13 protein-coding genes are annotated in these 12,703 nt (G+C 69.0%); 10 read left to right on the top strand and 3 right to left on the bottom strand.

The features are described from left to right. Positions 1-92 precede the first annotated feature (92 nt). The 8 genes from H6900_13530 to H6900_13495 all read left to right on the top strand — a co-directional run bounded on the left by H6900_13530 (position 93) and on the right by H6900_13495 (position 8,289). Positions 93-1,952, top strand: a complete 1,860-nt coding sequence (locus tag H6900_13530) for a SurA N-terminal domain-containing protein (protein MCC0074299.1) — start codon at positions 93-95, stop codon at positions 1,950-1,952. A 45-nt stretch (positions 1,953-1,997) separates the two neighbouring features. Further along, positions 1,998-3,503: an anthranilate synthase component I gene (locus tag H6900_13525; GenBank protein MCC0074298.1), complete on the top strand. Its 1,506-nt coding sequence runs from the start codon at positions 1,998-2,000 to the stop codon at positions 3,501-3,503. 71 nt (positions 3,504-3,574) lie between these two features. Continuing rightward, entirely contained in the window at positions 3,575-4,351 is a 777-nt protein-coding gene (xth, locus tag H6900_13520; protein MCC0074297.1) for an exodeoxyribonuclease III, read from the top strand. 67 nt (positions 4,352-4,418) lie between these two features. Continuing rightward, positions 4,419-5,024 (top strand): DUF4178 domain-containing protein, encoded by a 606-nt coding sequence (locus H6900_13515; GenBank protein ID MCC0074296.1) that lies wholly within the window; start codon positions 4,419-4,421, stop codon positions 5,022-5,024. Beyond that, entirely contained in the window at positions 5,021-6,325 is a 1,305-nt protein-coding gene (locus H6900_13510; protein ID MCC0074295.1) for a DUF4178 domain-containing protein, read from the top strand. The genes H6900_13515 and H6900_13510 overlap by 4 nt, the downstream gene beginning before the upstream one ends. Next, positions 6,322-6,483 carry a hypothetical protein gene (locus tag H6900_13505; GenBank protein ID MCC0074294.1) on the top strand — a complete coding sequence of 54 codons (162 nt, stop codon included), beginning with the start codon at positions 6,322-6,324 and terminating at the stop codon, positions 6,481-6,483. The genes H6900_13510 and H6900_13505 overlap by 4 nt, the downstream gene beginning before the upstream one ends. A gap of 10 nt (positions 6,484-6,493) precedes the next feature. Then, positions 6,494-6,718 carry a DUF350 domain-containing protein gene (locus H6900_13500; protein ID MCC0074293.1) on the top strand — a complete coding sequence of 75 codons (225 nt, stop codon included), beginning with the start codon at positions 6,494-6,496 and terminating at the stop codon, positions 6,716-6,718. Beyond that, positions 6,715-8,289, top strand: coding sequence for a polyamine aminopropyltransferase (locus H6900_13495; protein ID MCC0074292.1), 1,575 nt, complete (start codon positions 6,715-6,717; stop codon positions 8,287-8,289). Before H6900_13500 ends, H6900_13495 begins: the two co-directional genes overlap by 4 nt. 105 nt (positions 8,290-8,394) lie before the next feature. Here H6900_13495 and speD read toward each other — a convergent pair whose 3' ends face one another. Together speD and H6900_13485 are read right to left on the bottom strand one after the other, a co-directional pair. Then, positions 8,395-8,754 carry an adenosylmethionine decarboxylase gene (speD, locus tag H6900_13490; protein MCC0074291.1) on the bottom strand — a complete coding sequence of 120 codons (360 nt, stop codon included), beginning with the start codon at positions 8,752-8,754 and terminating at the stop codon, positions 8,395-8,397. Then, complete coding sequence (locus tag H6900_13485) at positions 8,751-9,599, bottom strand: MoxR family ATPase (protein ID MCC0074290.1); 849 nt, start codon at positions 9,597-9,599, stop codon at positions 8,751-8,753. The genes speD and H6900_13485 overlap by 4 nt, the downstream gene beginning before the upstream one ends. Before the next feature lie 256 nt (positions 9,600-9,855). Between H6900_13485 and dksA the strand changes: the two genes are divergently transcribed. Further along, positions 9,856-10,278 (top strand): RNA polymerase-binding protein DksA, encoded by a 423-nt coding sequence (gene dksA / locus H6900_13480; GenBank protein MCC0074289.1) that lies wholly within the window; start codon positions 9,856-9,858, stop codon positions 10,276-10,278. A 10-nt stretch (positions 10,279-10,288) separates the two neighbouring features. Further along, positions 10,289-11,458 carry an FAD-dependent monooxygenase gene (locus H6900_13475; protein MCC0074288.1) on the top strand — a complete coding sequence of 390 codons (1,170 nt, stop codon included), beginning with the start codon at positions 10,289-10,291 and terminating at the stop codon, positions 11,456-11,458. On the opposite strand, the gene H6900_13470 is transcribed toward H6900_13475, so the two are convergent. Next, positions 11,440-12,624 carry an aminotransferase gene (locus H6900_13470; GenBank protein ID MCC0074287.1) on the bottom strand — a complete coding sequence of 395 codons (1,185 nt, stop codon included), beginning with the start codon at positions 12,622-12,624 and terminating at the stop codon, positions 11,440-11,442. The genes H6900_13475 and H6900_13470 overlap by 19 nt on opposite strands. Positions 12,625-12,703: the final 79 nt, after the last annotated feature.

The following is a 12,703-nucleotide window of genomic DNA, read 5'->3' as shown; positions in this document are numbered from 1 at the left end:
GCAAGCCTGTCAGCGTTCCCCGCTTGCCCCTCCGGGCGCTTGGCCCTACACAAGGCCAGCCCTGAGACCGTCCAGCCAGCCGGAGTCCGACGATGGCCAAGAAGAACAGCGCGCAACTGATCCTTGCCTGGGTCCTTTTGGCGATGGTGATCGCCGGTCTCGGCGGATTCGGCATCGACAATTTCCTGAGCCAGCGCGCAACCGCCGTCGCCACCGTGGGTGACCGGCCGATCACCGCGCAGGTCTACGGCCGGGCGCTGCAAGCGGAAATGCGTGCCTTCGAGCAGCAGGTCGGCCAGCCGGTGACGCTGGCGATGGCGCAGGCGGCGGGGCTGGATGCGCGCGTGCGCAGCCAGCTCATCACCCAGGCGGCGCTGGAAAACGAGGCGGCGCGTGTCGGCATCTCGGTCGGTGACGATCAGGTCGCCCGGACGATCCGCGACATCCGGGCCTTCCAGGGGCCGGGCGGCGCCTTCGACATGGACACCTATCGCTTCCAGCTGCAAAACGCCGGCATGACGGTCAACGAGTTCGAGGACGAGGTTCGCCGCGAAGCCGCGCGCGGCATCTTGCAGGCGGCCACCTCGGGCGGGGTCGAAACGCCCGCGAGCCTGCGCACCGCTCTGGTCGATTTCTATGCGATCCGGCACAATTTCACGGTCTTCCTGATGGGCGAGGATCAGTTGCCGGCGCCCGTCGCCGCGCCCGACGACGCCACCGTCCAGGCCTATTACGACGCCCATATCGACCAGTTCACCGCGCCGGAAACGCGCCATATCACCTATGCCTGGATCACCCCCGAGATGTTGCTCGACACCGTCGAGGTGGACGAGCAGGCGATCCGCGATCTCTACCAGCAGCGCATCAGCGACTATGTGCAACCCGAGCGGCGGCTGGTGGAACGACTGGTGTTCCAGGACGCGGCCGCCGCGCAGGCGGCCCGGGACCGTCTCGATGCCGGCACCGCCAGCTTCGAGGACATCGTGGCCGAACGCGGGCTGACGCTGGACGACATCGACCTGGGCGATGTCAGCGAGGCCCAGCTTGGCGCCGCTGGTGCGGCGGTGTTCGCGTTGACCGAGCCCGGGCAGGTCGCGGGGCCGGCGGATTCGCCCCTGGGCCCGGCGCTGTTTCGCATGAATGCGATCCTGAACGCGCAGGAAACCCCCTATGACGAGGCGCGCGCCGACCTGCGCGCCGAACTGGCCGCCGACCGGGCGCGCCGCGCGATCGCCGACCAGCAGGAAAGCTTTGACGACATTCTGGCGGGCGGGGCCACGCTGGAACAGGTCGCCGGCGAAACGCCGATGCAACTGGGCACCATCGACTGGACCACCGAGTCGAACGAGGGGATCGCGGCCTATACCGAATTCGCCCGTGCCGCCGCCGCCGTTACCACCAATGACTTCCCCGAACTGACCGCGCTGTCCGACGGCGGGTTGTTCGCGCTGCGTCTCGACAGCGTGACGCCGCCGACGCCGCACCCGCTGGACGAGGTCCGCGATGCTGTCGTCGCCGGCGCCCGCGCCGAGGCGGTGAACGCCGCGCTCATGACCCTGGGGCAAAGCCTCAGCGTCGAACTGTCCAGCCAGGGCAACGACGCCTTTGCCCAGGCGCACGGCGTCACGCCCGAAACCTACGCCGATGTGACGCGGCTGGACCGGTTGACGCAGATTCCGCAAACGATGCTGGAATCGCTGATGGGTTCGGCCGCCGGCACGCCCGTGGTGCAGGTGAGCGACCAGCAACTGATGCTGGGCCTGGTGGGCGACACGCAGCCCGCCGACCCCGAGGACGCGCAGACCCAACGGTTGATCGGCGCCATCGACGAGCAGATCGGCGGCGCGTTGGCGCAGGACGTCTACACCTATTTCGCCAACGCCCTGACCGCCGAGGCCGGGATCACCCTGAACCAGCCCGCCATCGACGCGGTCCACACTTCCTTCCGCTGATCTCGTGCGCGTAACCAAAGGCCTCCGGACGTGTCCCAATCCGCCCTGCTGACCCCCGATTTCGCCGCGTTCGAGGCCGGCTGGGCCCGCGGCGAGAACCAGCTCGTCTACGCCCGGCTGGCGGCCGACCTCGACACGCCGGTGTCGCTGATGCTGAAGATCGTCGGCAACCGCAAGGACAGCTTCATGCTGGAATCGGTGACCGGCGGCGAGGTGCGCGGGCGCTATTCCATCGTCGGCACCAAGCCCGATCTGATCTGGCAATGCCGGGGCGGCACCAGTCGCGTCAACCGCGAGGCGCGGTTCGACGACGCCGCCTTTGTCGATCTGCCCGGCCATGCGCTGGCAGAGTTGCGCGCGCTGCTGGCCGAAAGCCGCATCACCATGCCCGCCGACCTGCCGCCGATCGCGTCCGGGCTGTTCGGGTATCTGGGCTATGACATGATCCGCCTGGTCGAGGATCTGCCGCAGACCAATCCCGACCCTTTGAACCTGCCCGACGCGGTGCTGATGCGCCCGTCGGTCGTCGCGGTGCTGGACGGGGTCAAGGGCGAGGTGACGATCGTCTCGCCCGCCTGGGCCGGCGCGGGCCTGTCGGCGCGCGCCGCCTATGCGCAGGCCGGCGAACGGGTGATGGATGCGCTGCGCGATCTAGAACGCGAGGCCGTGGGCCTGGGCCGCACGCTGGGCTCTGTCGCCAAGGTCGGCGAGGCGCGTTCGAATTTCACCAAGGACGGCTACAAGCAGGCGGTGGAAAAGGCCAGGGACTACATCCGCGCCGGCGACATTTTCCAGGTCGTGCCCTCGCAACGCTGGGCGCAGGCGTTTCCGCTGCCGCCTTTCGCGCTCTATCGCTCGCTCCGGCGGATGAACCCGTCGCCGTTCATGGTCTATTTCGACCTGGGCGCCTTTCACATCGTCGGCGCCTCGCCCGAGATCCTGGTGCGGCTGCGCGATGGCGAGGTGACGATCCGTCCGATTGCCGGCACCCGCCCGCGCGGCACCACGCCCGAAGACGACAAGGCGCTGGAACAGGACCTGCTGGCCGACAAGAAGGAACTGGCCGAGCATCTGATGTTGCTGGACCTGGGCCGCAACGATGTCGGCCGCGTGGCCAAGATCGGCACGGTGCATCCGACCGAGAAATTCATCATCGAACGCTACAGCCATGTCATGCACATCGTCTCGAACGTGGTGGGCGACCTCGCCCCTGGGCACGACGCGCTCTCGGCCTTGTTGGCGGGTCTGCCCGCGGGCACCGTCTCGGGCGCGCCCAAGATCCGCGCGATGCAGATCATCGACGAACTCGAGCCCGAAAAGCGCGGCGTCTACGGCGGCGGCGTGGGCTATTTCGCGGCCAATGGCGAGATGGACTTCTGCATTGCCCTGCGCACGGCGGTGGTCAAGGACGGGGTGATGTATATCCAGGCCGGCGGCGGCGTCGTCTACGACAGCGACCCCGAGGCCGAATGGCAGGAATCGGTGAACAAGGCCAAGGCCCTGCGCGCCGCCGCCGAGGGTGCCGGCCTGTTCGTGCGCGGCAACGGCTGAGCCCGCCCCGCCGATTGCCTTTCGCGTCGCGCGCGGGCTAGCATGGACCTGTTGCAGGGGATGGACCGGACATGAAGATCGCGAGCTTCAACATCAACGGCGTCAAGGCCCGTGCCGAGGTCCTCGGCCGTTGGCTGGACGAGGCCGCGCCCGATCTCGCCGTGCTGCAAGAGATCAAGTCGCAAGACGACGGCTTTCCCCGCAACCTGATCGAGTCGCGCGGCTATCATCTGGAGACCCACGGCCAGAAGGGGTTCAACGGGGTCGCGATCCTGTCGAAGCTACCGCTTGGCGACGTCGTGCGGGGCCTGCCGGGGGATGACGGCGACGAACAGGCCCGCTGGATCGAGGCCGACGTGGGCGACACCGGGCTCAGGGTGTGCGGGCTCTATCTGCCGAACGGCAACCCCGCGCCGGGCCCCAAGTTCGACTACAAGCTGGCCTGGATGGCGCGGATGGAAGCGCGCGTGCGCAGCCTGATGGCGCGCGAACGGCCGCTGATCCTGGGGGGCGACTATAACGTCATTCCCCAGCCCGACGACGCCGCCCGCCCCGACGCCTGGCGCGAGGATGCGCTGTTCCGCCCCGAAAGCCGGGCCGCCTTGCGCCGGATCGAGGCGCTGGGATTCTACGATGCGGTGCGGCTCAGGCATCCCGGCCCGGGGATCTATTCGTTCTGGGATTATCAGGCGAACGCCTGGCTCAGGAACGACGGTATCCGCATCGACCACTGGCTTCTCAGCCCGCAGGCCGCCGACCGGCTGACCGATGCCTGGGTCGAAACCGGCCCGCGCGGCTGGGACAAGCCGTCGGACCACACGCCGGTCTGGATCGACCTGGCGCTGTAAGGCTTGTCTGACGGCGGGTGCCGTGGCAGCATGAGCGCGCCGACCCCTGACAGGCCGGGTATTTGTGATGAGCGATTTGAATTGTCCGACCTGCGGCGCCGCGCTGGGTCCGCGGATCGGCACGGTGAAAATGATTTCCTGCGCCCATTGTGGCACGACCTCGTATCTCGAGGACGATCAGTTCCGCGCCGCCGGTCAGTCCGGCGTGATGCACGACGGACCCCAACTGCTGGCCCTGGATCGGCCCGCCCTTGTCGCCGGCTTGCGCTACACGCCGCGCGGGCAGGCGCGCTTCAGCTACGGGCGCGGCGAATGGGATGAATTCTGGGCCCTCGACGATGCCGGTGCGGGGGTGTGGATCGCGATCGACGAGGGCGACGTGGTGGTGCAGGCCGCGCTGCCCGCCGGCAACGCGCCGCGCCCCAAGGGGCCGCTGGCGCTGGGGCAGGGTTTGCAGGCCCGGGGCGAAAGCTTTGCTGTGTCCGAGATCGAGACCGCCACCTGCATCGCGCTGCGCGGCGTCTTCCCCGAGGTCCTGCGCCTGGGCGAGACCTACCGGTTCGTCAACGCCACCGCGCCCTCGGGGCGGCTGTTGTCCGGCGAGGAAGGGCCGGACGGCTGGGAGTGGTTCCTGGGCGACTGGGTCGATCCCTTCGAGGTCCGCGCGCCATGAGGGACCCGGGGCAGATACGCGCGATCCAGTGCACCCAATGCGGTGCCGGTCTCGATGTGCTGGGCGGCGGGCGCGTCACCACGCATGTCTGCCCCTATTGCGGCAGCGCCCTGGATGCGCTGGACAATTACCGCGTTCTGACCCGCTTCACCGAGATGACGCGCCCGGCGACGCCTCTGTCGATCGGTGACAGGGGGCGGGTGATGGGGCAGGACTGGCAGGTGATCGGCATCCTGGGCCTGAGCGAACGCTGGCAGACGCAAGTCTGGACCTGGGTGGATCACCTGCTCTATTCCCCGACACACGGCTATGTCTGGCTCACGCTCGAGGACGGGCATCTGATCCTGACCCGCCGGTGGCGCAAGGCGGTCAGCCCTGGCTGGATCTCGGCCGCGCAGGTCGAACAGGCCAACGCCCGCCCCGGTGCCGACAGCGACGGCGAGCATTTCCGCTATTTCGAGACCTCGACCGCCAGCATCACCTTTGCCGAGGGCGAATTCACCTGGCGTCCCCGGCAGGACGACCGCACCATCACCGTGTCGCTGCTGGGCGATCGCACCATGCTGAGCTATGTCGAGGGGGCGCACGAACGCGAGATCGAGCGGTCCTGGTATCTGCCCCAGGCCGACGTCTGGGCCGCGTTCGGCGTGACCGGCGCGGCGGTGCCCCGCACCGAGGGCGCGCACCCGCTCGCCCCCGTGCGCCTGCCGCGCGACCTGTCCTTCCTGATCGGCGCCAGCGCGGTCTTCGCGGCGCTTTGCGGTCTGCTGGCGCTGGTCTTTCTGGCCATGAACGGGCGCACCGTGCTGGCCCAGACGACGTTGCGCGCCAGCCAGTTGCCGACCGAAATGGCCTTTGACATCGCCGACACCTCGCGGCTGGCCGAACTGCGATTCGAGGGGGATCTGGGCACCAACACCTGGGCCTGGATCGAGGTGACGCTGAGCGACCCCGAGGACGTGCCGCTGTTCGAGGCGGGGCGCGAACTCGGCTATTACGCGGGTCGGGATTCCGACGGTGCCTGGACCGAGGACGACCGCGTCACCGTGATCCGCTTTCACCCGACTCAGTCGGGCCGCTACACGCTCGATCTCGATGCCCCCGAGGGCGGCGCCGGCGAGGCCCAGGACGGGCCCCGCCTGGGCGGGCTCAGGGTCTCGGCACGCGAGGGGGCGTCGAGCGCGCGCCCACCGCTGGCGCTGGCGGTCCTTTTCGCCCTGCTGGCGGGCGGGCTGGTCCTGTGGCGCCGCACCGCCGAGGCGCGACGCTGGCAGGGCTCGGACTGGGAGGATGACGATTGACCCCGATCCGCATGGTCTTTCTGACCGCCGCCCTGATCGTGACCGTCGGCACCGGGTATCTGGGCTACAGGGGGATCGGTGGTGCCAGCACCGATCTGGACCGGTCGATCCGCGTCGGATCGGCGGGCAACGCGCTGGCAAGTTCCCACGTCAAATGAAAGGCGCAGCATGACCCTTCTTTCGGCCTTCAACCTCGGTGAATTCGTCTCGACGATCATCTACACGACGCTGGGCGTGGCGATGATGGCGCTGTTCTGGTGGATCATCGCCAAGCTCTCGCCCTTTTCGATCGTGCGCGAGATCGAGGAGGACCAGAATGTCGCCCTGGCGATCCTGATCGGCGCCGTGTTCATCGCGCTGGCCATCATCATCGCGGGTGTCATCCGTTCATGACCGACGCCACGCCGCCGCGCGGCGCCGCGGGGCAGGGACCCACCGCGCGGGGCCCCGAGATCTGGCTGCTGGTCGCGACCTTTCTGGTCGCCGTCGCGGGCATGGTTTACGAGCTGATCGCCGCCACGCTGTCCAGTTACCTGCTGGGCGACAGCGTGCGGCAGTTCTCGCTGGTGATCGGCGTGTTCCTGGCGGCGATGGGGCTGGGGGCCTGGGTCTCGCGTCTGGTCGCGGACGCGGTGCGCGGATTCGTCTGGGCGCAGATCGCGCTGGGGGTGGTCGGCGGCTTCATGGCGCCGGCGCTCTATTTTGCCTTTGCGTGGTCCGGAGCGGTCGAATTGCCGCTCTATCTGCTGCTGGTGCTGACCGGGGCGCTGTGCGGGATGGAGATCCCGCTGATCGCGCGCGTCCTCAAGGACATCGGCGCGCCCGAGTTCCGCTTCGAGAACGTGCTCAGCGTGGATTATGTCGGCGCGCTGGTGGCGTCGGTGGCGTTCCCGCTGGTGATCGTGCCGCACCTGGGGCTGATGTCGGCGTCGCTGTCGCTGGGCATCCTGAACCTGCTGGTCGCCGGCTTTTCGCTGTGGCTGTTTCGCGCCCGGATGGGGCGGGGCGTCGCCGTGGTCTGGGCGCTGGCGCTGGCCGCGTCGGTGACGGGGCTGGTGGCGGCCGAGCGGATGGTGTCGGTCGTCGAGGCCAGCCTCTACGAGGACGAGGTGCTGATCAGCCAGGACAGCCGCTATCAGCACATCACCCTGACGCGGTTCCGCAATCGCACGCGGCTTTATCTGGATGCCTCGATCCAGTTCGACAGCCTGGACGAGTATCGCTATCACGAGATGCTGGTGCAGCCGGCGATGGCGCTGGCGCCGCGGGTGGCGACCGTGCTGATCCTGGGCGGCGGCGACGGCATGGCCGCGCGCGAGGTGTTGCGCCATCCGGGCGTGCAGGCGGTGACGCTGGTCGATCTGGACGCCGCGGTGACCGACCTGTTCCGCACCCATCCCGACCTTCGCGCGCTCAATGGCGATGCCCTGAACGACCCGCGGCTGGCCATCGTCAATGCGGATGCCTGGCGCTTCGTGCAGGAGGATGCGCGCAGCTACGACGTGATCGTGGTCGATCTGCCCGACCCCAAGTCGATCGCGCTGTCGATGCTGTATACGCAGGAATTCTATGCCCGGCTGGTCGAACGCCTGTCGGCGACCGGGCTGATGGTGGTGCAGTCCGGCTCGCCCCTGTTCGCGCGGCAGGGCTATTGGTCGGTGGTGCACACGCTGGCCGCGACGCGCAGCACGGCGGCGCCCGGGGCCCGGATGTCGGTGCTGCCCTACCATGTCTATGTGCCCAGTTTCGGCGATTGGGGATTCACCCTGGCCGCCCCCAGGCCGCTGGCGCCCCGGCGCTTGTCCGGGCTGCCCGACGGGTTGCGGTATCTGTCGCAGGCGACCTGGGAGGCCGCGCAGGTCTTTGCCCCCGACGCAGGCGACACCGAAGCGGCGGTCAACCGCCTGCAATCGCACGCCCTGCTTGGCTATTACAACGCGGGCTGGGACGCCTGGTTCCGCTGATGCCGGGGGGGTGCGGGGGCTGCCGCCCCCCCACCCCCTGCTTCAAGGGGGGCACGCCCCCCTTGAAAATCCCCGTGCGTATTGGGGACAAGATGATGGGGCGGTTCAGTCCTGACGGGTGCCGCGCGCGATGCGGGTGCGGATCGCCCGGGTCGGCGCGAGGGCGGCTTCGATGTGGTCGCAGGCCCGTTCGGGCAAGGCGTCGCCGCACACGAACACATCGACGGCGGCGAAGCCGATTTCGGGCCAGGTGTGGATCGTGATATGCGATTCCGCCAACAGCACCACGCCGGTCACGCCGCCGGTATCGCCGAAGTGGTGGAAGCGGGCCTCGAGCACGCGAGCGCCGGCGGCCAGGGCGGCCTGCCGCAGCACCGTTTCCAGCCGCGCGGGGTGATCGAGGTCGCGGCCCCCGTAGAGGTCGAGGAGGAGATGCGCGCCGGGCGGGTGCGGCGATTGTGTCACCGATGGCCCTGCTGGCGCCGCGCCATGAAGGCCAGCCGCTCGAACAGATGCACGTCCTGCTCGTTCTTGAGCAGCGCGCCGTGCAGTTTCGGCAAGGCATTGACGCCGTCGCGCTTCAGGTCCTCAGGGGTGAGGTCTTCGGCCAGCAGCAGTTTCAGCCAGTCGAGCATCTCGGAGGTCGAGGGTTTCTTTTTCAGCCCCGGGGTTTCGCGCAGTTCGAAGAACTGGGTCAGCGCGGTGGAGAGCAGCGATTCCTTGATGCCCGGGTGGTGGACCTTGACGATCCGCGAGAGGGTCTCGGCGTCGGGGAAGCGGATGAAGTGGAAAAAGCAGCGCCGAAGGAACGCGTCGGGCAGTTCCTTTTCGTTGTTCGAGGTGATGATGACGATCGGCCGGTGGCGGGCGCGGATCGTCTCGCCGGTCTCGTAGACGAAGAACTCCATCCGGTCGAGTTCCTGCAACAGGTCGTTGGGGAATTCGATGTCGGCCTTGTCCACCTCGTCGATCAGCAGGACAAGCTTGCGGTCGGCCTCGAAGGCCTGCCAGAGCTTGCCCTTGCGGATGTAGTTGCGCACGTCGTGCACGCGGTCGTCGCCCAGCTGGCTGTCGCGCAGCCGGCTGACGGCGTCGTATTCGTAGAGGCCCTGCTGCGCGCGGGTGGTGGATTTCACGTTCCACTCGATGATGTCGAGCCCCAGCGCGGCGGCCACCTGGCGCGCCAGCTCGGTCTTGCCGGTGCCGGGCTCGCCCTTGACCAGCAGCGGGCGTTCCAGCGTCACGGCGGCGTTCACCGCCATCGTCAGGTCGTCGGTGGCGATATAGGTCTCGGTCGAGGCAAAGCGCATGAAGGTCATCCCGGAATTCTGTCGGCCGCGAGCCTATCCGCGCGCCGGTCGGCCCGCAAGGCGCCGTGCCCCGGAGGGAAGGCGGGGGAAGGCGGGGGAAAAAGTGAAGGGCGCGGCGCCACGAAACCTGCCGTTTGCCCCGTGACATTCCCCCAGCTATGGGGTAATGGGCCACCCAAAGGGGGCCAGGATGACGATCAAGCATGCCACTGTCGAATCGGCAGCCGCAACCCCCAGACAAACAGGGGACACGTCGATGAAACCCGAAACCTTTCTGCCCGATGACTACAAGCCCGCCGAAGACGAGCCGTTCATGAACGATCGTCAGCTCGAGTATTTCCGCCGAAAGCTGCTCTCCTGGAAGGAAGAGCTGCTTGAGGACAGCAAGGAAACGCTGGCGGATCTGGCGAATTCGACGCGCAACCTGCCCGACATGGCCGACCGGGCCTCGGAAGAAACCGACCGCGCGCTGGAACTGCGCACCCGGGACCGGCAACGCAAGCTGGTGGCCAAGATCGACTCGGCGCTGCGCCGGATCGACAATGGCGAGTTCGGCTATTGCGAGATGACCGGCGAGCCGATCTCGTTGAAGCGGCTCGATGCGCGGCCGATCGCGACCATGACGCTCGAGGCGCAAGAGCGCCACGAACGCAGCGAACGCGTCCACCGCGACGACTGAGGCGATGAGCATGACCGCGCGCGATGCCCTTGCCGGGCGCCGGGCGCTGGTTCTGGGCGCCGGCGTGGCGGGGCTGACCGCCGCCTGCGCGTTGCGGCACTTCGGGGCTGGCGTGGACATCCTGGAACAGGCCCCCGCCATCGCCGAGGTCGGCGCGGGGTTGCAGATCAGCCCCAACGGCGTGCGCGTGCTGCGCGCGCTGGGGATCGACCCGGCCGAGGCCGGGGATCCCAGCGCGGCGGTCGAATTGCGCGACCGCGAGGGGCGGCTGGTCACGCGGCTGGACCTGCCGCAGTCCCCCGGGTTCTATCTGTGCCACCGCGCCGATCTGGTCGGCGCGCTCGAACGCGCCGCGCGTCGCGCCGAGGCCCATGTGCAACTGTTGCAAAGCGTGCGCGAGGTTGCCCTGACGCCGCAGGGGGCCGAGGTCGTCACCGCCGTCGGTTCGACCCATCACACGCCGCTTCTGATCGGTGCGGACGGGTTGCACTCGGTGTTGCGCAGGGTGCTCGACGGCGGGGCAGAGCCCTTTTTTACCGGGCAGGTCGCCTGGCGCGCGCTGATCCCCGGGGATGGCGGCGCGCCGGTGGCGCAGGTGTTCATGGGGCCGGGCCGGCATCTGGTCAGCTATCCGCTCAGGGGCGGTGCGCTGCGCAACATTGTCGCGGTGCAGGAACGCACGGCCTGGGCGGCCGAGGGCTGGAACCATCCCGACGATCCCGACAACCTGCGCGAGGTCTTTGCCGGATTCGGCGGGCCGGTGCGCGGTTGGCTGGACCAGGTGCGCGCGGTGTATCTGTGGGGCCTGTTTCGCCACCCGGTCGCCGGGCAATGGACCGACGGGCAGGGGCGGGCGGCGCTGTTGGGCGATGCCGCCCATCCGACGCTGCCATTCATGGCGCAAGGGGCGAACATGGCGCTGGAAGATGCGTTCAGCCTGGCGCGCAACCTGGCCGCCAGTCCCGACGCCCCCGCCGCCGCTCTGCGCCGCTACGCCACCGACCGCGCGCCACGGGTTCGCGCGATCGTTGCCAAGGCCAACGCGAACGCGCGCAACTATCACCTGCGCGGCCCGCTTGCGCCGCTGGCGCACGGGGCGTTGCGGTTGGCCTCGGCCCTGGCGCCCGGGGCGGCGCTGGGGCGCTATCGCTGGATCTACGATTACGACGTGACCGCCTGACCGACACGGCCGAGGCGGGTCATCAGATCGCCGATTTCGGTGGTGTCCGCGTTGGCGAAGGCGATGCGCATCTCGCGCGCGCCGGCCGGGTCGCCCTGGGGGCGGAACATCGTGCCCGGCAACATCAGCACGCCGGCCTCGGCCAGCAGGCGCCTGGCGACCTGCGGCGAGGGGGCGTCGAACGGGTGGCGGGCATAGGCGAAATAGGCGCCGCAGCCCAGCAGTTCCCAGCCGTCCAGCCGCTGGAACCCCGCGATCATCGCCGCGCGCCGCCGCAGGATTTCGAGCCGTTCGCCGGCCAGCCAGTCCTCAAGGTTCTCCAGCCCCCATAGCGCGGCCATCTGCCCGGGCCCCGAGACGCAGATCGTCACGGTGTCGAGGAACTTCTCGATCTCGGCCAGCCGTGCGGGGGCGGCGGCGATCGCGCCGACGCGGTGCCCCGTCAGGCGGTAAGCCTTTGAAAAGCTGTAGAGATGAATCAGTGTTTCGTCCCAGTCGGGATTGGTGAACAGCGTGTGGGGGGCGCCGTCACGGGTGTGAAAGTCGCGGTAGGTCTCGTCCACGATCAGCGCGATCTTGTGGCGCGCGGCCAGGGCGGCAAAGGCCTCGAGCAGCGCGGGCGGATACTCGACCCCGCCGGGGTTGTTCGGCGTGACCAGCGCGATGGCGCGGGTGCGCGGCGTGATCAGCGCCGCCGCCTGGTCTGGGTCCGGCAGCAGGTCGGCGCCGGTCGGCAGGGGCACGGCCTCGATCCCCGACAAGCTGAGCCACATCGCATGGTTGAAATACCACGGCACCGGCAGGATCACCTGATCCCCCGCGGCCGCCAGAACGGCGACAGCCGCGCAAAAGGCCTGGTTGCAGCCCGAGGTCAGCGCCACCTGGTCGGCCCCGACGGTCCCGCCGTAAAGCGCCGCGATCCGCGCCGCAAGCCGTGCCCGCAGCGCCGGATTGCCCAGCACCGGGGAATAGAGGTGGATCGACGGGTCCTGTTCGATCGCCCGGGCCATCGCCGCGCGCAGCGGCGCGGGTGGGGGATCGACGGGGGCCGCTTGCGACAGGTTCAGCAGGGGCAGCCCCTCGGGCAAGGGGGTTTCGGTCAGCCAGCGGCGCGCCTCCATCACGGGGGGCGCAAAGGTGGCGGCAAAGGCGGGGTTCAACGGCATGCGTGGGGCTCCGGATTTTGCCATACCCTGCCGCAACGCCCGCGCCGCGGCAATGCCTCTTGGTCCCCGGCCTGCCGCC

Origin of the sequence: Rhodobacter sp. (genome assembly GCA_020637515.1) — a bacterium.
Taxonomy (GTDB): Bacteria; Pseudomonadota; Alphaproteobacteria; order Rhodobacterales; family Rhodobacteraceae; genus Pararhodobacter.
This window is presented reverse-complemented; position numbering and strand designations above follow the sequence as displayed.

What these genes read in the sequence shown, in the direction of transcription:
- H6900_13475 (MCC0074288.1), top strand. Translation starts at nt 10,289, where the DNA reads ATGACCGCGCGCGATGCCCTTGCCGGGCGCCGGGCGCTGGTTCTGGGC.
- xth (MCC0074297.1), top strand. Translation starts at nt 3,575, where the DNA reads ATGAAGATCGCGAGCTTCAACATCAACGGCGTCAAGGCCCGTGCCGAG.
- H6900_13495 (MCC0074292.1), top strand. Translation starts at nt 6,715, where the DNA reads ATGACCGACGCCACGCCGCCGCGCGGCGCCGCGGGGCAGGGACCCACC.
- H6900_13470 (MCC0074287.1), bottom strand. Translation starts at nt 12,624, where the DNA reads ATGCCGTTGAACCCCGCCTTTGCCGCCACCTTTGCGCCCCCCGTGATG.
- H6900_13500 (MCC0074293.1), top strand. Translation starts at nt 6,494, where the DNA reads ATGACCCTTCTTTCGGCCTTCAACCTCGGTGAATTCGTCTCGACGATC.
- H6900_13530 (MCC0074299.1), top strand. Translation starts at nt 93, where the DNA reads ATGGCCAAGAAGAACAGCGCGCAACTGATCCTTGCCTGGGTCCTTTTG.
- H6900_13515 (MCC0074296.1), top strand. Translation starts at nt 4,419, where the DNA reads ATGAGCGATTTGAATTGTCCGACCTGCGGCGCCGCGCTGGGTCCGCGG.
- H6900_13485 (MCC0074290.1), bottom strand. Translation starts at nt 9,599, where the DNA reads ATGCGCTTTGCCTCGACCGAGACCTATATCGCCACCGACGACCTGACG.
- H6900_13510 (MCC0074295.1), top strand. Translation starts at nt 5,021, where the DNA reads ATGAGGGACCCGGGGCAGATACGCGCGATCCAGTGCACCCAATGCGGT.
- dksA (MCC0074289.1), top strand. Translation starts at nt 9,856, where the DNA reads ATGAAACCCGAAACCTTTCTGCCCGATGACTACAAGCCCGCCGAAGAC.